17 protein-coding genes and 2 tRNA genes are annotated in these 18,932 nt (G+C 60.5%); 3 read left to right on the top strand and 16 right to left on the bottom strand.

All coding sequences use genetic code 11. From position 1 onward, the window contains the following. Positions 1-93 precede the first annotated feature (93 nt). Positions 94-1,458, top strand: coding sequence for a tRNA 5-hydroxyuridine modification protein YegQ (gene yegQ / locus ACLHZ1_RS04390; protein ID WP_427261124.1), 1,365 nt, complete (start codon positions 94-96; stop codon positions 1,456-1,458). A 1-nt stretch (position 1,459) separates the two neighbouring features. Further along, complete coding sequence (locus ACLHZ1_RS04395; protein ID WP_408795168.1) at positions 1,460-1,708, top strand: YfhL family 4Fe-4S dicluster ferredoxin; 249 nt, start codon at positions 1,460-1,462, stop codon at positions 1,706-1,708. A gap of 176 nt (positions 1,709-1,884) precedes the next feature. Here ACLHZ1_RS04395 and ACLHZ1_RS04400 read toward each other — a convergent pair whose 3' ends face one another. Then, on the bottom strand, positions 1,885-2,286 hold the full coding sequence (locus tag ACLHZ1_RS04400; RefSeq protein ID WP_427261125.1) for a DUF1090 domain-containing protein: 402 nt from the start codon (positions 2,284-2,286) through the stop codon (positions 1,885-1,887). Between the two features lie 159 nt (positions 2,287-2,445). Here ACLHZ1_RS04400 and ACLHZ1_RS04405 point away from each other — a divergent pair, with 159 nt between their 5' ends. Further along, the gene (locus ACLHZ1_RS04405; RefSeq protein ID WP_408795163.1) at positions 2,446-2,799 is read left to right on the top strand and encodes a DsrE/DsrF/TusD sulfur relay family protein; all 354 of its coding nucleotides are present in this window, start codon (positions 2,446-2,448) and stop codon (positions 2,797-2,799) included. 40 nt (positions 2,800-2,839) lie between these two features. On the opposite strand, the gene ACLHZ1_RS04410 is transcribed toward ACLHZ1_RS04405, so the two are convergent. The 15 genes from ACLHZ1_RS04410 to ftsH all read right to left on the bottom strand — a co-directional run bounded on the left by ACLHZ1_RS04410 (position 2,840) and on the right by ftsH (position 18,918). Continuing rightward, positions 2,840-4,060, bottom strand: a complete 1,221-nt coding sequence (locus tag ACLHZ1_RS04410) for an MDR family MFS transporter (RefSeq protein WP_427261126.1) — start codon at positions 4,058-4,060, stop codon at positions 2,840-2,842. Between the two features lie 149 nt (positions 4,061-4,209). Next, positions 4,210-6,357, bottom strand: a complete 2,148-nt coding sequence (gene pnp / locus ACLHZ1_RS04415) for a polyribonucleotide nucleotidyltransferase (RefSeq protein ID WP_408795158.1) — start codon at positions 6,355-6,357, stop codon at positions 4,210-4,212. A 166-nt stretch (positions 6,358-6,523) separates the two neighbouring features. After that, positions 6,524-6,793, bottom strand: coding sequence for a 30S ribosomal protein S15 (gene rpsO / locus ACLHZ1_RS04420; protein WP_005298162.1), 270 nt, complete (start codon positions 6,791-6,793; stop codon positions 6,524-6,526). A gap of 127 nt (positions 6,794-6,920) precedes the next feature. Further along, positions 6,921-7,871 carry a tRNA pseudouridine(55) synthase TruB gene (truB, locus tag ACLHZ1_RS04425; RefSeq protein ID WP_427261127.1) on the bottom strand — a complete coding sequence of 317 codons (951 nt, stop codon included), beginning with the start codon at positions 7,869-7,871 and terminating at the stop codon, positions 6,921-6,923. A 1-nt stretch (position 7,872) separates the two neighbouring features. Continuing rightward, a complete protein-coding gene (rbfA, locus tag ACLHZ1_RS04430) occupies positions 7,873-8,307 on the bottom strand; it encodes a 30S ribosome-binding factor RbfA (RefSeq protein ID WP_041995719.1) in 435 nt (144 codons plus the stop codon). Positions 8,308-8,362: 55 nt separating this feature from the next. Next, entirely contained in the window at positions 8,363-11,056 is a 2,694-nt protein-coding gene (infB, locus tag ACLHZ1_RS04435) for a translation initiation factor IF-2 (RefSeq protein ID WP_408795151.1), read from the bottom strand. Between the two features lie 20 nt (positions 11,057-11,076). Next, a complete protein-coding gene (gene nusA, locus ACLHZ1_RS04440; RefSeq protein WP_041995713.1) occupies positions 11,077-12,579 on the bottom strand; it encodes a transcription termination factor NusA in 1,503 nt (500 codons plus the stop codon). A gap of 14 nt (positions 12,580-12,593) precedes the next feature. Then, the gene (rimP, locus tag ACLHZ1_RS04445; RefSeq protein ID WP_408795149.1) at positions 12,594-13,052 is read right to left on the bottom strand and encodes a ribosome maturation factor RimP; all 459 of its coding nucleotides are present in this window, start codon (positions 13,050-13,052) and stop codon (positions 12,594-12,596) included. A 167-nt stretch (positions 13,053-13,219) separates the two neighbouring features. Beyond that, positions 13,220-13,296 (bottom strand) — tRNA-Met (locus ACLHZ1_RS04450). A 92-nt stretch (positions 13,297-13,388) separates the two neighbouring features. Continuing rightward, a tRNA-Leu gene (locus tag ACLHZ1_RS04455) sits at positions 13,389-13,473 on the bottom strand. A gap of 9 nt (positions 13,474-13,482) precedes the next feature. Beyond that, positions 13,483-13,809, bottom strand: a complete 327-nt coding sequence (gene secG / locus ACLHZ1_RS04460; protein WP_041995708.1) for a preprotein translocase subunit SecG — start codon at positions 13,807-13,809, stop codon at positions 13,483-13,485. Then, positions 13,810-14,574 carry a triose-phosphate isomerase gene (gene tpiA / locus ACLHZ1_RS04465; protein WP_427261128.1) on the bottom strand — a complete coding sequence of 255 codons (765 nt, stop codon included), beginning with the start codon at positions 14,572-14,574 and terminating at the stop codon, positions 13,810-13,812. It abuts the gene before it with no gap. Positions 14,575-14,706: 132 nt separating this feature from the next. Further along, complete coding sequence (gene glmM, locus ACLHZ1_RS04470) at positions 14,707-16,041, bottom strand: phosphoglucosamine mutase (protein WP_427261129.1); 1,335 nt, start codon at positions 16,039-16,041, stop codon at positions 14,707-14,709. 15 nt (positions 16,042-16,056) lie between these two features. Then, positions 16,057-16,902, bottom strand: a complete 846-nt coding sequence (gene folP / locus ACLHZ1_RS04475; protein ID WP_427261173.1) for a dihydropteroate synthase — start codon at positions 16,900-16,902, stop codon at positions 16,057-16,059. Positions 16,903-16,968: 66 nt separating this feature from the next. Then, positions 16,969-18,918: an ATP-dependent zinc metalloprotease FtsH gene (gene ftsH, locus ACLHZ1_RS04480; protein ID WP_427261130.1), complete on the bottom strand. Its 1,950-nt coding sequence runs from the start codon at positions 18,916-18,918 to the stop codon at positions 16,969-16,971. Between the last annotated feature and the right edge of the window lie 14 nt (positions 18,919-18,932).

An 18,932-nucleotide genomic window follows, 5' to 3' on the forward strand; every position in this document is an offset into this window, starting at 1 on the left:
GATGGCATCACCTCCATAGAGGAGAGTGCCAGCCTCATTGCGGCGCCATCAGGTGGCGTCGTCCTGATTTGCAATCAGACCAGCGAGAAAATCATGTTCAGACCAGAATTGCTCTCCCCCGCCGGGACCCTCAAGAACATGCGTTACGCCTATGCCTATGGCGCCGACGCCGTCTATGCGGGCCAGCCGCGCTACAGCCTGCGGGTGCGCAACAACGAATTCGATCACGCCAACCTGCAGCTCGGCATCAACGAGGCCCACGCATTGGGCAAGCAGTTCTATGTGGTGGCCAACATCCAGCCCCACAACTCCAAGCTCAAGACCTTCATCCGCGACATGCGTCCCGTGGTGGAGATGAAGCCGGATGCGCTGATCATGTCAGATCCGGGCCTCATCATGATGATGCGCGAAGCCTTCCCGGACATGCCCATTCACCTCTCGGTGCAGGCCAACGCGGTCAACTGGGCCACGGTGAAGTTCTGGCATCAGATGGGCCTGACCCGCGCCATCATGTCCCGCGAGCTGTCCCTGGACGAGATCGAGGAGATCCGCATGCAGGTGCCGGAGATGGAGCTGGAAGTCTTCGTCCACGGCGCCCTGTGCATGGCCTACTCCGGCCGCTGCCTGCTCTCCGGCTACATCAACAAGCGCGATCCCAACCAGGGCACCTGCACCAACTCCTGCCGCTGGGAGTACAAGGTGCACGAAGGCAAGGAAGATGACGTGGGCCAGATCGTGCACCGTCAGGAGCCCATCGCCGTGCAGAAAGTGGATCCGACCCTTGGCGCCGGCAAGCCGACCGATGCCCTGGTGCTGCTGGAAGAGTCCAACCGTCCGGGCGAGTTCATGACGGCGTTCGAGGACGAGCACGGCACCTACATCATGAACTCCAAGGACTTGCGCGCCGTCGAGCACGTGGAGCGCCTGACCAGGATGGGCGTGCATTCCCTGAAAATCGAAGGGCGCACCAAGTCCTTCTACTACTGCGCCCGTACCGCCCAGGTCTATCGCAAGGCCATCGACGATGCAGTCGCCGGTCGTCCGTTCGATCCGACCCTGATGGGCACCCTCGAGAACCTGGCCCACCGTGGCTACACCGAGGGCTTCCTGCGCCGCCACAACCACAGCGAGTACCAGAACTACGACTATGGCTACTCCGTCTCCGACACCCAGCAGTTCGTCGGCGAGATCACCGGTCGCGATGGCGACATGGTGGAAGTGGAAGTGAAGAACAAGTTTCTGGTGGGCAACAGCCTGGAGCTGATGACGCCGCAGGGCAACGTCAGCTTCAACCTGGAGCAGATGCAGAACCGCAAGGGGGAACTTATCGATACCGCGCCGGGCAACGGCCATGTGGTCTATGTGCCCGTCCCCAAAGAGGTCGACATCAACTACGGCATACTGCTGCGCAATCTGGGAGAGCGTCAGGATACTCGCCAGCCCCACTCGGCGGCCTGAGATGGCGCTGCTCATCACCGACAAGTGCATCAACTGCGACATGTGCGATCCCGAGTGTCCGAACCAGGCCATCAGCCTGGGAGAGGCCATCTACGAGATCAATCCCGATCTGTGCACCGAATGCGTCGGCCACTATGAGAAGCCCACCTGCATCAGCGTCTGCCCGATCGACTGCATCATCTGGGATCCCGCTCACGTAGAGACGCAAGAGCAGCTGATGGACAAGTTTGTGACGCTGCACAGGCAGTAACACCGGCATCAGCATCTGCGACCCACGGACTGCCTGCTTATATGGAGAGGCAGCGCAGCTGATGAACAGTGTGTGAAGCTGCATCGCAGCTGATGCCATCCGCCATGGCATCAACAATCAGGCCGGGCTCATGCCCGGCCTGATTGTTATCTGCCGATGACAACAGATAGCTCCGCCTACTTGCCCTTGGACTCGACAAGGGCACGCAGCGCGCCATTGTGGATCAGCGCCTGCTGATACTTGGCCTGAGCCTCATCCAGCTTGCCCTGTTTCTTGGCAATCTTGTCCGGCTTGCCCGTGACCCTGGCGCTCTGCAACTCGCTGAGGCGCTCATCCACCTTGGCCTTGAGCTCAACCAGCTGCTCGTCGCTCTCCTCGAGCAGCCCGGCATCGGTGCAATGGGTCTCTATGTTGCGCAATGCCCGCTCCAGCCCAGCCACTTGCTCCCCGTTGCCGTGGGCACGGGCACTGGCCAGTTGCTCTGCCACCGCCTGCTGCCGGGCCTGACACCACACCTCCTGGTTGCCATAAGCCTGACCTGCCAACAGCAGCATGCCGACTCCCGCAAGCTTCCACATAACGACCTCACTCCTCTGTCATGTTTGATGGTCGCCTATCAGACCGCACCCACTCGCCAGGGTCAAGCCACGGGAAAAGCGCTACGACAGAGTTTGTGCGACATCACGTCAACCCCAATCCGGCCGGGCTACAATGGCCCTTCCAATCAGGAGACCCACATGACCCAACATATCCTCATCATTGCCAACGGCGCCCCCTACGGCAACGAATCCCTGTTCAATGCCCTGCGTCTCGCCATTGCCCTGGGCGAGCAGGGCGGTGCCAGCCTGCAACTCTTCCTGATGTCCGATGCGGTCGGTGCAGCCCTCGCGGGCCAGGCCCCGGCCGAGGGCTACAACCTGCGCCAGATGCTGGAGATCCTGCTGGCCCAGGGCAGCACCATTCGCCTGTGCAAGAGCTGCACCGATGCGCGCGGCATCACGGCACTGCCCCTCATCGAGGGCATCGAGATTGGCAGCCTGCCTCTGCTGGCCCAGTGGACCCTGGCGGCGGACAAGGTACTCACCTTCTGACAGACTCCTGCGGGCTGTCCCATGCCGGCACCGCCGCCCGCTATCCCTCCCCGGGACAGGGGCTGACCGCCTCGGGGCGAGGCTCCCGGGCGCTGGCCTCGTACAGGATCAGGATGGCCAGACAGAGCAGGGTCATGAGTCCGTAGAGCCAGCCGCCGCCCCAGTGGGCTATCATCCAGCCCCCCAACAGGGCCCCCATGGCCACACCGAGCCCGGACAGGGAGGCCGCCCCGAAATAGCTGCCCTTGAGGTGCGCCGGTGCCATCTGATCGATCAGCACATTGAGCAAGGGAAAAAGGATGCACTCCCCCACGCTCAGCAGGATCACCGCCACTATCCAGTGCCACCAGATGGCGGTATCTCCGAGGGCGAACAGCAGCTGGGCACCGAGAAACAGCGCCACCCCGAGCTGCAACCTGCGTTTGTTGCACCAGCGCGCGGTGAGGTGGAGCAGCGGAAACTGCAACAGCACTATGGTGAGCGCATTGGCAGTGACCAGCAGACCGACCAGCCGCGCCACCTCGGGGGTGCCGGCCCGGGTCAGGTACTGGATCAGCGGCGATTCGAACTGGGCGTAGACCAGCATCAGCAGGAGGTTGGCCAGGGTCAGCAGCAGGAAAGCGCGATCTCGCCCGAGCACCCGCAGCACGGCGCGCATGCCGGGACCCACCGGACTCGCCACCTGACGAGGGGTCAGTCTGAATCCCATGACAAAGAGCAAGCCCAGCAGCAGATAGCTGGCCCCCAGCAGCAGGAAGGTCTCCTGGCGGGCGCTCAGGCCATAGCTGACCCCGATCAGGGGGCCGAGGGCGGCCCCCAGGTTGAGCAGAAAGTAGCGCAGGTGCAGGGCCAGCTCGCGGGCCTTGGGCTCGGCCAGGTTGTCGGCCATCAGCGCCTTGCCCGGCGAATCGATGAGACCGTAGGAGAGGCCGCTGCCGATCACCCCCAGCGCCAGCCAGCTCACCTGATGGGAGAGGCCGAGCAGGACGAAACTCGCCGCCGAGACCAGACAGCCGAAAAGCAGTATGTTGCGCCGCCCCCACTTGTCAGAGAGCCAGCCGCCATAGAAGCTGACCAGGGTCGAGAGCGCCGCCGTGGCCCCCAGGATGAGGCCGATCAGGGTCGCCGAGAGCCCATGGTCACGGTAGAGCAGGATGGAGAGAAAGGGCCACACCATGAAGAAACTGGTGCGCACCATGAAGGTACCCAGAATGACGATCCAGACCAGGATGGGGAACTGCCTGAGATAGGCCCACGACATGGTGCATCTCCTTATGACGGCTGAAGGCGGTCGTCCCTTATAACAATGAGTCTCAAAAGAAACAACCCATCCGGCACCGAGAAGACGCCAGCCACATCCGGACAAAAAAAAGCCGACCCTGAGGTCGGCTTCTTCACCATGGACTCGCCTTATTCGGCGGCAGGCTCTTCGGCGGCGGCAACGGCCACCTCGGCAACCGGTGCGGCGGCCTCGGTCGGTGCATTCGCTTCCTTGATGGAGAGACGCACACGGCCCTGACGATCCACTTCCAGTACCTTCACCTTGACCACGTCACCGATGGCCAGGTGGTCGGCCACGTTCTGGACGCGGGCGTCGGTGATCTGGGAGATGTGCACCAGACCGTCTTTACCCGGCAGGATGTTGACGAAGGCGCCGAAGTCGGCCAGACGCACCACCTTGCCTTCATAGATGCGGTTCACTTCGATCTCGGCGGTGATGGCCTCGATGCGACGAATGGCTTCCATGGCGGCCTCGTTGGCCACGGCGGAGATGCGGACGGTACCGTCATCATCCAGCTCGATGTTGGTGCCGGTCTCTTCGGTCAGGGCGCGGATCACGGACCCGCCCTTGCCGATGACATCCTTGATCTTCTCGGGATTGATCTTGATGGTATGGATGCGCGGGGCGAAATCGGAGATCTCGCTGCGGGGAGCCTGGATGGCTTCGTCCATCACCTTCAGGATGTGCAGGCGAGCACCACGGGCTTGCTTGAGGGCTATCTCCATGATCTCTTTGGTGATGCCTTCGATCTTGATGTCCATCTGCAGCGCAGTGATACCTTGAGTAGTACCGGCCACCTTGAAGTCCATGTCGCCCAGGTGATCTTCGTCACCCAGGATGTCGGACAGCACCACGAAGCCTTCTTCTTCCTTCACCAGACCCATGGCGATACCGGCAACGGACGCCTTGATCGGCACACCGGCATCCATCAGCGCCAGGGAGGAACCACAGACGGAAGCCATGGAGGAGGAGCCGTTGGATTCGGTGATCTCAGAGACCACACGCACCACGTACGGGAACTCGGCGGCGCTCGGCATCACGGCGGCCACGCCGCGCTTGGCCAGACGGCCGTGACCTATTTCGCGACGCTTGGGGCTGCCCATCATGCCGGTCTCGCCGACGCAGTACGGCGGGAAGTTGTAGTGCAGCATGAAGCGGTCGGCACGGTGGCCGGTCAGCTCGTCGATGTTCTGGGCGTCACGCTCGGTACCCAGAGTAGCGACGACCATGGCCTGAGTCTCGCCACGGGTGAACAGGGCGGAGCCGTGAGCGCGCGGCAGCACGCCGGTGCCCACGTGCAGGGCACGGATCATCTCGGGATCGCGACCATCGATACGCGGCTCGCCACGGACGACGCGGCCACGGACGATGCGGCTCTCCAGGCTGTGGAACTCTTCGCCAATCTTCTTGGCGTCTTCTTCCACGCCGGAGGCGATGACTTGCTCAACCACGCGGGCCTTGATGGCGCCGATGGCGGCATAACGCACGGCCTTCTCGGTGATGCGGTAGGCTTCACCCAGTTCGGCGGTGGCCAGCTCGGCGATCTTGGCTTTCAGCGCCTCGTTGACGGCAGGCGGGGTCCAATCCCAGGGCTGGGTGCCCACGTCGGCGGCGAATTCGTTGATGGCGTTGATCACCACCTGCATCTGATCGTGGCCAAAGACCACGGCGCCCAGCATCACCTCTTCGGAGAGGATGGCCGCTTCGGATTCCACCATCAGCACCGCGTTGGCAGTACCGGCAACCACCAGATCCAGATCGCTCTGGGGCAGTTCTGTGGTGGTCGGGTTCAGCACGTACTGGCCGTTCATGTAACCGACGCGGGCGGCGGCGATGGGGCCACCGAACGGGATGCCGGAGATGGCCAGGGCCGCGGAGGCACCGATCATGGCAACGATATCGGGAGACACGGCCGGGTTGACGGACATGACGGTGGCAACCACCTGAACCTCATTGAGGAAGCCTTCCGGGAACAGCGGGCGGATGGGGCGGTCGATCAGGCGGGAGATCAGGGTCTCGCCTTCGCTGGGACGGCCTTCACGACGGAAGAAACCACCCGGGATGCGACCAGCAGCATAGGTACGCTCCTGATAGTTGACGGTCAGCGGGAAGAAGTCGCGGCCGTGGTCGGCCTCTTTCTTGCCGACAACGGTCACAAATACGCAGGTATCGTCCATGCTGACCATGACGGCCGCAGTGGCTTGACGGGCCATCACACCGGTTTCCAGTGTGACGGTGTGTTGACCGTACTGGAATGACTTTACAATAGGATTCACGTGAATTTCCTTTTGACAATTTGGCTCTTTAAATTCGCGTGCAAGTATACTTGATCCGAACCAAAACGTAAGCGGTTACATGAATTGAGTGACAAGACAACCACTTGGCAAGACCAAAAAAAAAGGGGAACCTCGCGGTTCCCCTTTTCGCAAAATCTGTGGTCGATTAACGACGCAGACCCAGCTTGGCGATCAGAGCAGCGTAACGCTGAACGTCTTTACGCTTCAGGTAGTCCAGCAGCTTGCGACGCTGGGAAACCATGCGCAGCAGACCGCGACGACCGTGGTGATCCTTGGAGTGCTCCTTGAAGTGACCTTGCAGATGGTTGATCTGGGCAGTCAGCAGGGCAACTTGCACTTCGGGGGAGCCGGTGTCGTTGGCGCAACGAGCGTTGTCAGCAACGATTTGAGCTTTGATCTCAGCATTTAGAGACATGGTATTACTCCGATAGAGTGTTTAAAGGTTCACAGCCAATCTCTAATTCAGCCGTGAAATGAGGGCGGTATCATAATCGCAGCGGACCCGTAACGCAATGGCTAACTCGCCCGCCGCCCTGCCGCCATTACTCCTCGTCGTGATAACGAACCAGACGCTTGGGGGCAACCCGCCCTTCGTCGTCGATCTCGCCCACGCCGATGAATTCGCGCTCGGGGCCGACCGTCATGCGGACCTGGCCGCTGGCGGGGACACCCGGCACCTGGACCGCCTGACCCTGGTTCACATAGGCGGCGATCACCGCCAGCATGTTCACCTCGGGCAGGGAGGCCACCGCCGTGTCCATCGGCAGCAACAGGGGATCGAGCTGCTCCCGGGGCGGCACGCTCTCGGCCTTGGTCTGCTCGAAGATGCACTCGAGCTGCCCCAGGGTCAGCATCCGCTCGTACGGATACTGGGCCACCTGGGTGCGACGCAGGGCGGTGACGTGGGCGCCACAGCCGAGCACTTCCCCCAGATCGTCCACCAGGGAGCGAATGTAGGTGCCCTTGCTGCAGTGCACCTCCAGCTTCACCTCGTCCCCCTCGAAGCCGATCAGCTTGAGTTCGAAGATGGTGATGGGGCGCGCTTCCCGCTCGATTTCGATGCCTTCGCGGGCATATTCGTAGAGGGGGCGACCGTTGTGCTTGAGGGCCGAATACATGGACGGCACCTGCATGATGGGGCCGCGGAACTGGTCCAGGGCCTCGATCAGGGTGCCAACGGCCACGTTCACCGGACGGGTGGAGACCACTTCGCCGTCGGAATCGCTGGTATTGGTGCGCTCGCCCAGCTTGGCGGTCACCTCATAGCGCTTGTCCGCCTCCAGCAGGTACTGGGAGAACTTGGTGGCCTCGCCCAGGCAGATCGGCAGCATGCCGGTCGCCAGGGGATCCAGGGCGCCGGTGTGACCAGCCTTGGCGGCATTGTAGATGCGCTTGACCTTCTGCAACACATCGTTGGAGGTCAGCCCGGTCGGCTTGTCCAGCAGCAGGATGCCGTGTACGTCACGGCCCTTGAAACGACGTCTACGAGACATCTCAGGCGTTATCCTCTGTCTTGTCATCGGCGGCGGGCGCTTCGTCTTCACGGCCGGCTTCGGCCATGCGACGCTTGTCGTCACGCACTGTGTTGGTCACCAGGTTGGAGAGACGCATCCCCTCGACCAGGGTCTGGTCGTAGTAGAAACGCAGCTCGGGCACCACCCGCAGACGCATGGCGCTGCCCAGCAGGCTGCGGATGTAACCGGCCGCCTCGGTCAGGCCCTTGAGCCCTTCCTTGATGCGATCGGCATCGCTGTCGAGCTGCAAGAAGGTGACATATACCTTGGCATAGTTGAGGTCCTTGGACACTTCCACGTCCGAGACGGTTACCATGCCGATGCGCGGGTCTTTCACCTCGCGCTGCAGAATGAGCGCGATTTCGCGCTGGATCTGCTGGCCGACCCTGTTGGTCCGGCTGAATTCTCTGGCCATATTCTATCCTGCGATAAAAGGGGGCCTCAGCCCCCTATTTTGTCTTGCTCTCGGCTTACAGAGTCCGTTGGATTTCAACAGTCTCGTAAACTTCGATCTGGTCGCCTTCGCGTACGTCATTGTAGTTCTTGACCGCGATGCCGCACTCGTAGCCGTTCTTGACTTCGTTGACGTCATCCTTGAAGCGGCGCAGGGATTCCAGTTCGCCTTCATAGATGACCACGTTGTCACGCAGAACACGGATACGGTTGGAGCGCTTGACCACACCTTCGGTGACCATGCAGCCCGCCACGGCGCCGAATTTCGGCGACTTGAACACGCTGCGGACCTGAGCCAGACCGATGATCTCCTGACGATACTCGGGAGCCAGCATGCCGCTCATGGCCTGCTTCACTTCGTCGATCAGGTCATAGATGACGGAGTAGTAGCGCAGATCCAGGTTCTCGGCCTCGATGACCTTGCGGGCAGAGGCGTCGGCACGGACGTTGAAGCCCACCAGGATGCCGCTGGAGGCGGCAGCCAGGGTCGCGTCGGTTTCGGTGATGCCACCCACGCCGGAGCCCACGATCTTGACCTTGACCTCTTCGGTGGAGAGCTTGACCAGCGCATCGCAGATCGCTTCCACTGAGCCCTGTACGTCGGCCTTGATCACCACGTTCACTTCGGACACTTCGCCCTCGGTCATGTTGGCGAACATGTTCTCCAGCTTGGCCTTCTGCTGGCGAGCCAGCTTGACTTCGCGGAACTTGCCCTGACGATAGAGCGCCACTTCGCGGGCCTTCTTCTCGTCACGCACGACGGTGGCTTCGTCACCGGCTGACGGCACCCCGGACAGACCCAGGATCTCTACCGGCAGGGACGGACCCGCTTCCTTGATCTCGCGACCCAGTTCGTCACGCATGGCGCGCACCCGGCCGTACTCGAGACCACAGAGGACGATGTCCCCCTGGCGCAGGGTACCTTCTTGTACCAGCACGGTGGCAACCGGGCCACGACCCTTGTCCAGGAAGGACTCGATCACGACGCCGTTGGCCATGCCATCGACCACCGCTTTCAATTCCAGTACTTCGGACTGGATCAGGATAGCTTCCAGCAGCTCGTCGATGCCTTCGCCGGATTTGGCGGAGACGTGAACGAACTGGCAATCGCCACCCCAGTCCTCGGACATGACGTTGTAACGGGCCAGCTCGGTCTTGACGCGATCCGGATCCGCTTCGGGCTTGTCGATCTTGTTGACCGCCACCACCAGGGGCACTTCCGCCGCCTTGGCGTGCTGGATGGCTTCGATGGTCTGCGGCATGACGCCGTCATCGGCAGCCACCACCAGCACGACGATGTCGGTCGCCTTGGCACCACGAGCACGCATGGAGGTGAACGCGGCGTGACCCGGGGTATCCAGGAAGGTGATCATGCCACTGTCGGTCTCGACGTGGTAGGCACCGATGTGCTGGGTAATGCCACCGGCTTCGCCCGCGGCGACCTTGGCCTTGCGGATGTAGTCCAGCAGCGAGGTCTTGCCGTGGTCGACGTGACCCATGATGGTCACGACCGGCGCGCGCGGCTTGGCTTCGGAGGTCTCGTCACGATCAGACAGTACCGCCTCTTCCAGCTCGTTCTCGCGACGCAGCACCACCTTGTGGCCCATCTCCTCGGCAACCAGCTGAGCGGTCTCCTGGTCGATGACCTGGTTGATGGTGGCCATGGCGCCCATCTTCATCATCGCCTTGATGACTTCGACACCCTTGACCGCCATCTTGTTGGCGAGCTCCGCCACTGTGATGGTCTCGCCGATGACGACGTCACGGTTGACCACGGCGGCCGGCTTGTTGAAGCCGTGCTTCATGGCGTTGGGCATGGCCATCTTGCCACGCTTGCCCTTGCGGGCACGGGGATCGCGGGAGTTGCGATCATCCTCGCGACGGCCCGGTTTCTTCGGACCCTTGGCGGCGGCGGCGGTGCGACGGCTGGTCTCTTCTTTGCGATCCAGTTCGTCTTCGGCTGCCTGAGCATGCTTGTTGGTGGTCAGGTGGTAGTCGCTGCTCTCTTTGGCGCGAGCGGCTTCTTCCTCGGCCCAGCGGGCCGCATTTTGTTCCGCCATCAGACGAGCCTCTTCGGCTTTCTGAGCGGCGAGTTCCTCAGCTTTTTGCAAAGCTGTTTGTTCCTGTTGGCGCTTCAGTTCTTCTGCTTCGCGCTTGGCCATCTTTTCTGCCTCTTGCTGAGCTGTGCTACCGGCTGCTTTGGCGGGCTGCTGAGCCTGCCTGGCCTTTGATTGTGCCTCGATGCGCGCCTTTTCCTCAGCTTCACGACGAGCCTGCTCAGCCGCCAGGCGAGCCTTCTCCTCAGCCTCACGACGAGCCTTCTCTTCGGCCTCGTGACGGGCTTTTTCTTCTGCTTCCAAACGCGCTTTTTCCTCGGCTTCCGCCTGACGCTGTTCATCTTCCAGCGCCGAACGTCTTACATAGGTGCGAGACTTGCGCACTTCTACCTGCACTTCCTTGTTCTTGCCGCCAGTGCCTTGAACACTCAGGGTGCTCTTGGTCTTGCGCTGCAAGGTCATGCGGGCAGGTGCGGTGACCTCGTCACCTCCATGCTGTTTCTTCAGATGGGCCAGCAGAGTCTGTTTCTCGGACTCGCTGACCAGATCGTCGGCCTTGTTCTTGCTGATACCGGCATCGACAAACTGCTGGAGAAGACGATCAACCGGTGTGTCGATGTCAGTGGCAAGTTGTTTGACTGATACTTCTGCCATTCATTTTCCTCCGTTTGATCTTAACTGGACTGCTCTTCCCCGAACCAACAGATATTGCGAGCAGCCATAATCAGCTCACCGGCTTTCTCAGCCGTCAGCCCTTCAATGTCGGCAAGGTCATCGATGCCTTGCTCTGCCAGATCTTCCAGATTGCCGATACCGCGAGCAGCCAGAGCATAGGCCAGTTCGCGATCCAGGCCTTTGAGACCGAGCAGTTCTTCGGAAGGCTCGACGCCTTCGAACGATTCTTCTTTGGCCAGGGCCTTGGTGGTCAGGGCATCCTTGGCACGGGTGCGCAGCTCTTCGACCATGTCTTCATCCAGACCGTCGATGGCCAGCAGCTCGTTGACCGGGACGAAGGCGATCTCTTCCAGGGTAGAGAAGCCCTCTTCCATCAGCAGACCGGCGAAATCGTCGTCGATGTCCAGGGTGCTGGTGAACAGGTTCATGATGCGGTCGTTCTCGGCCTGGTGCTTGGCACGCATGTCCTCGACGGTCATGACGTTCAGCTCCCAACCGGTCAGCTGGGAAGCCAGACGCACGTTCTGACCGTTGCGGCCGATAGCCTGGGCCAGGTTGGCGGCTTCCACGGCGATGTCCATGGTGTGGTTGTCTTCATCGACGATGATGGAGGCCACATCGGCCGGCGCCATGGCATTGATCACGTATTGGGCCGGGTTGTCATCGTAGAGCACGATGTCGGCGCGCTCACCGCTCAGTTCGGCGGAAACCGCCTGAACGCGGGCACCGCGCATGCCGATACAGGCACCGATCGGGTCGATGCGACGATCGTTGGTCTTGACCGCGATCTTGGCGCGGGAGCCCGGATCACGGGCGGCGCCCATGATTTCGATCATCTCTTCGCCGATCTCCGGTACTTCGATGCGAAACAGCTCTTTCAAGAAGTCCGGGCTGGAGCGGCTGACGAACAGCTGGGAGCCACGGGCCTCGGGACGCACGGCGTAGAGCAGGCCACGGATGCGGTCACCGGGGCGGAAGGTCTCGCGCGGCAGCATGTCGTCACGGAAGATCACCGCCTCGGCATTGCTGCCCAGATCCAGGATGACATTGTCACGGTTGCTCTTCTTGACCACACCACTGATGATGGTGCCTTCCTTGTCCTTGAACTGGTCAACGACCTGGGAACGCTCGGCCTCGCGCACTTTCTGCACGATAACCTGCTTGGCGGTCTGGGTGGTGATGCGATCGAAGGTCACAGATTCAATCTGATCTTCTACATAGTCACCGACCTGGATCTCGGGGTCATCGATCTGGGCCGCTTCCAGGGTAATTTCACCGTAAGCGTTCTCCATGGAGGCTTGATCGGCCACCACGACCCAGCGGCGATAGGTGTCGTAATCACCGGTCTTGCGGTCGATTTCGACCCGCACTTCAATTTCGCCTTCGTATTTCTTCTTGGTCGCCGTCGCCAGCGCGGTTTCCAGCGCCTCGAAGATCTTCTCGCGGGGCACGGCTTTCTCGTTTGACACTGCGTCAACGACCAGCAAAATTTCTTTATTCATATCCGATAGCCTCGTTAACCAAAGTTCGGCACTATGTTCGCTTTTTGGATATTGGTGAAAGCGAACAGCTCGTCCTTACCGTCTACCGTCAGGGTGATGGTATCCCCCTGCACGGCTTTGATTACGCCTTTGAACTTGCGGCGGTTATTTGTTGCCATTCGAAGCTGCACCGCCGCCTCCTGGCCAACGTATTTTTCGAACTGGGCAACCTTGAACAGGGGACGATCCAGACCGGGTGAGGAGACTTCCAGGTAATACTCCTCGGTGATGGGATCTTCAACGTCCATGATGGCACCGACCTGACGGCTCACTTCGGCGCAATGTTCAACGGTCACACCCTGCTCGCTGTCGATGAAGACACGCAGGGTCGAGTGTTTACCCGCACGGATAAACTCCACACCCCAAAGTTCAAAACCCAAGGCTTTGATCGGCGCCTCGAGCAGATCGGTCAAACGCTGTTCCAACGTAGCCAAAGTTACCCTCCGAAAAAACAAAAAAAGGGCATATAGCCCAGATGAAGTACAAACTCAGAGTAAATTGCACATAACAAAAAGCCCCGATGTCAAATCGGGGCTTGGCGCTTTACCCTGATTGTCGCCTCGCAGCGACCGCTTTCCTGAGCGAAGGAATGCGTGAAATTTGGTTGCGGGGGCCGGATTTGAACCGACGACCTTCGGGTTATGAGCCCGACGAGCTACCATGCTGCTCCACCCCGCGTCCGAAATCGTGCGAGATTATAGCCTTATCAAACTTTTCGTACAAGAATGAAGAGCCATAATATACCTGGTTACCCAGGCTCACTGCTTAATTGGTGCCGTGGGCGGGACTCGAACCCGCACACCCTAGAGCACTACCCCCTCAAGATAGCGTGTCTACCAATTCCACCACCACGGCAAAACTCACTCAATTGGGAACGTCGGAATCTTTCTTCACCGGCGCTTCTACCTGCTCAACCTGTTGGGTTTGTTGCAGATTTTCCCACTCGCTTCCCTGTTTTACCTTGTTGCTGGACATAGAACCCAGCAGCAGGCTGATGACAAAAAACAGAGTTGCCAAAATCGCTGTTGTTCGGGTCAGGAAGTTGCCTGAACCACTGGAGCCGAATACGGTATTCGATGCCCCCGCGCCGAAGGAGGCGCCCATGTCAGCCCCTTTACCTTGCTGAATCATCACCAGACCGATGAGGGTCAAGGAAACCAGCAGATAAACGACTAAAAGAATCTCGTACATTTAACTTGCACCCTTTGCCGCTTCAACAATTCCTAAAAACGCCTGGTCATCGAGGCTTGCTCCGCCAATCAGGCCGCCGTCAACGTCGGGCTGGGCAAACAAATCTCTCGCATTGGCCGGTGTCAGGCTCCCACCATAGATGATTCTAACGTTCTCACCTATTACCGGAGTATCCTCCGCCAAGCGACCACGAATAAAGGAATGAACCTCTTGTGCCTGCTCGGGTGTGGCGCATTTACCTGTGCCTACTGCCCAAATCGGCTCGTAGGCGATGATAGCATTATCGAAAGCCATCGCGCCATTCTTCTCTATGACGATGTCCAGCTCTTCGGCTATCACCTCAAAGGTGCGCCTTGCCTGCCTCGCAGCGCCTGACTCCCCCAGACAGAGTATGGGTATCAGACCTGCCGACCTGGCCGCAGCGAACTTCTCCGCCACGATGAAACTGGTCTCTCCAAAGAGACGCCTGCGCTCGGAATGCCCTACTATGACGTAACGACACCCTGCCTCAATCAGCATCTCACACGAGATCTCCCCCGTATAAGCGCCAGATTGGTGCTGACTCATGTTCTGAGCCCCCAACTTCATCACACGCTGATCACTCAGCAGACGCGACGCGAAGTCGAGATGCACATGGGACGGGCACAACACAGTATCAACCTTGTCATCCAACCCCTTGAGGCAAGCGGTGGTGAACTGCTCCAACTGCGACCTGCTACCGTGTAGCTTCCAGTTGGCTGCTACAAACGGCTTCCGATTTCCCATCGGCGAACTCCCTTGCGAAAGCGAGGCAGATAATATCCAGAGGACATTGAACTGACAAGCGCTATTTTTGATTTTTTGAATTGTTTGAACAAGATACAACCAGGGCGGTATAAATACCGCCCTGTTAGCTCATTAAAACGCCGACTTTACCCGCTGGGCGATGCGCTCTGCCATGTCACGCACCTGAGCCTCATGTTCCCCTTCCACCATGACCCGGATCAGCGGCTCGGTCCCGGACTTGCGCAGCAAGACGCGACCACGGCCTGCCAGCTCTTGCTCCACTGCGGTCACCTCGCTCAGCACGGCCTCGGATGTCAGGGGATCTCCCCCTTCGGAGAAACGTACATTGATCAGGATCTGGGGGAACTTGCTCATGCCTGAGCGCAGCTTGGCCAGCGGCATCTCGGCACTGCGCATGGCGGTCAATACCTGCAGCGCGGCGACGATGCCATCCCCCGTGGTGGTCTGATCCAGGCAGATGATGTGACCCGAGTTCTCGCCACCGATGCGCCAGCCTTTCTCGTTGAGCATCTCCAGCACGTAGCGATCACCCACCTTGGCCCGGGCAAACGGAATGCCGAGCGTCTGCAGCGCCAGCTCCAGGCCCATGTTGGCCATCAGGGTGCCAACCACGCCCCCCTTGAGGCGACCATTGCGCAACGCATCGCGGGCGATGATGTAGAGGATCTCGTCTCCGTCGATGATGTAGCCTGTGCTGTCCACCATCACCAGGCGATCACCATCACCGTCGAAGGCTATGCCCAGATCCGCCTTGCACTCCAGCACCTTGGCCACCAGGGCCTCGGGGGCGGTGGAGCCGACACCGTCATTGATGTTGAGACCATCAGGGCTGCACCCCATGGCGATCACCTCGGCCCCCAGCTCGCGAAAGACGGACGGGGCAATGTGATAGGTGGCGCCATGGCCGCAGTCCACCACCATCTTCAGCCCTTCCAGGCTCAGATGGGAGGCAAAGGTGCTCTTGCAAAATTCGATGTAGCGCCCGGCGGCGTCCTCGATGCGCACGGCCTTGCCAAGCTCGGCAGACTCCACGCACTTGAGCTCGCTGTCCAGCTCGGCCTCGATGGCGAGCTCCACCTCGTCCGGCAGCTTGGTACCGTCGGCGGAGAAGAACTTGATGCCGTTGTCGTAATAGGGGTTATGGGAGGCGCTGATGACGATGCCCGCCTCGGCACGAAAGGTGCGCGTCAGATACGCCACCGCCGGGGTGGGCATGGGGCCCATCAGTATGGCCTTGAGGCCGGCGGCGGAGAGGCCCGCCTCCAGCGCCGACTCCAGCATGTAGCCGGAGATGCGGGTATCCTTGCCGATCAGCACCTTCTTGGTGCCCTTCTTGGAGAGCACCTTGCCGGCGGCCCAGCCCAGCTTCATCACGAAATCAGGAGTGATCGGGTATTCCCCCACCTTGCCGCGGACACCGTCGGTGCCAAAATACTTTCTTGCCATTGTCTGTTCTCGTTGTTATCTGGAGATGAAATCTTGTCCCGTCATGACCATCCAGCCGGCGCGCAGGGCATCCATGGTCTCTCGCACGTCGTGCACCCGTATGATGCGGGCGCCATGCTGCATCCCGATGAGGGCGCAGGCCAGACTGCCGGCGAGGCGCTCATCGACACTGCGGCCGAGCAGGTGACCTATCATAGACTTTCGCGACATGCCGACCAAGAGCGGCATCCCGTAATCGAGCAACTTCTGCTGCCAGGCCAACAACTGGTAGTTGTGACTCAAGCTCTTGCCAAAGCCATAACCCGGGTCCAGCAGCAGCCGCTCGCGGGGGATGCCTGCCGCGAGGCAGGCGGCGATCCGCTCGTCGAAGAAGGCCCTCACTTCCCCCAGCAAGTCGTCGTAGTGTGGCTCCACCTGCATGGTCCTCGGCTGCCCTTTCATGTGCATCAGGCAGACGGGGACGCCCGCCTCTGCAGCGGCGTCGAGCGCCCCCGGCTCCTGCAGGGCCCGCACATCATTGATGAGGTGGCCGCCGGCGGCGCAGGCCTCGCGCATCACCACGGCCTTGGAGGTATCGAGGGAGATCATCACCTCCAACTCACGGGCGAGCCGCGCCACCACGGGCACCACCCGATCCAGCTCCTCCTGCTCGCCGACATCCGGGGCACCGGGCCGGGTCGATTCCCCTCCCACATCGATCAGGGTGGCGCCATCGGCCACCATCTGGCGAGCATGGGCGAGGGCCTGCTCTACCTGATGGAAACGACCGCCGTCCGAGAAAGAGTCAGGGGTGACATTGAGGATCCCCATGACGTGGGGGCGTTCGAGGGAGAGGCTGAGCCCCTTGCTGGTCAACTGCATGGTAGGGTCCATCTTGCATCAATGAAAAAAACCCCGGGCAAGCCCGGGGTTTCAGAGTGAATGATCTTATTTGGCCGGCACGTCGTTGGCTTTGTCGATATCGACGCTCGCCTCTTTCGGCTCCTCGACCTTCACCTCTTCAGGTTCGGTCTTGGTGGCACTGCCGCCACTTGGCGTATCGCCGTGCTCGTCATGCCAGTTGCTCGGTGCGCGCACTTCGCGACGGGCCATCAGATCGTCGATCTGCTTGGCGTCTATGGTCTCGTACTTCATCAGCGCATCCTTCATGGAGTGCAGCACGTCCATGTTGTCCATCAGGATCTGCTTGGCACGATCATAGTTGCGGTCGATCACCAGCTTGACCTCGGCATCGATGACGCGGGCGGTGTCGTCGGACATGTGCTTGGCCTTGGCCATGCTGCGACCGAGGAACACCTCGCCATCTTCTTCCGCATAGAGCATGGGACCGAGGCGCTCGGACATGCCCCACTGGGTCACCATCTTGCGGGCGATGTCGGTGGCACGCTCGATGTCGTTGGATGCACCGGTCGATACCTTCTCGGCACCGTAGATCAGTTCTTCCGCCAGACGACCGCCATACAGACTGGAGATCATGGACTCCAGATGTTGCTTGGAGTGGCTCCAGCGATCCTGTTCGGGCAGGTACATGGTCACCCCCAGGGCACGGCCACGGGGAATGATGGAGACCTTGTAGACGGGATCATGATCCGGCACCACGCGACCAATGATGGCGTGACCCGCCTCATGGTACGCCGTCATCTCCTTCTCGGACTCCTGCATCACCATGGAGCGACGTTCCGACCCCATCATGATCTTGTCCTTGGCCCGTTCGAACTCGGACATGGAGACCACGCGGCGACTCTCGCGAGCGGAGAACAGGGCCGCCTCGTTGACCAGGTTGGCCAGATCGGCACCGGAGAAGCCTGGGGTACCACGGGCAATCACGGCGGCATTGACGTCATCGGCCAAGGGGACCTTGCGCATATGCACTTTCAGGATCTGCTCGCGACCGCGGACATCCGGCAGGCCGACCACGACCTGACGGTCGAAACGACCTGGACGCAGCAGAGCCGGATCCAGCACGTCGGGACGGTTGGTGGCGGCGATGACGATGACGCCTTCGTTACCCTCGAAACCATCCATCTCGACCAGCATCTGGTTCAGGGTCTGCTCGCGCTCGTCATGGCCACCGCCGAGACCGGCGCCACGCTGGCGACCGACCGCATCAATCTCATCGATGAAGATGATGCAAGGAGAAGACTTCTTGGCCTGCTCGAACATGTCGCGCACCCGGGAGGCACCGACACCCACGAACATCTCCACAAAATCGGAACCCGAGATGGTGAAGAAGGGGACCTTGGCCTCACCTGCGATGGCCTTGGCCAGCAGGGTCTTACCGGTACCGGGTGGGCCGACCAGCAGTACGCCGGTGGGGATCTTGCCACCCAGCTTCTGGAACTTGGTCGGATCACGCAGGTAATCCACCAGCTCTTTGACCTCTTCCTTCGCTTCGTCACAGCCTGCGACATCACCGAACGTGGTCTTGATCTGCTCTTCGCTCATCAGGCGAGCCTTGCTCTTGCCGAACGACATGGCACCCTTGCCACCGCCGCCCTGCATCTGACGCATGAAGAAGACCCAGACACCGATCAGCAACAACATCGGGAACCAGGAGATGAAGATGGAGGTGATCAGGGAAGGCTCTTCCGGTTTGATCCCCTCAACCTTGACGTTGTGGTTGAGCATGTCGTTGAGCAGTTGAGGATCCTGCGCCGGGATGATCGTCTGGAAACGTTCACCGGTGCGTTTGACGCCATGGATGACCTTACCGTCCATCCGCACTTCGCGGATCTGCTCTTGGGTCACTTCTTTTACAAAGCTGGAATAGTCCAGCTGGCGACTGGTGGTATCACTGGGGCTGAAGCTATTGAACACCGACATCAGCACGACGGCGATGACCAGCCACAGGATTAAGTTTTTCGCCATGTCACTCAAATCAGTAACCTCGC

The sequence above is a fragment of the Aeromonas sobria genome (assembly GCF_050266975.1).
GTDB lineage: Bacteria > Pseudomonadota > Gammaproteobacteria > Enterobacterales > Aeromonadaceae > Aeromonas > Aeromonas sobria_B.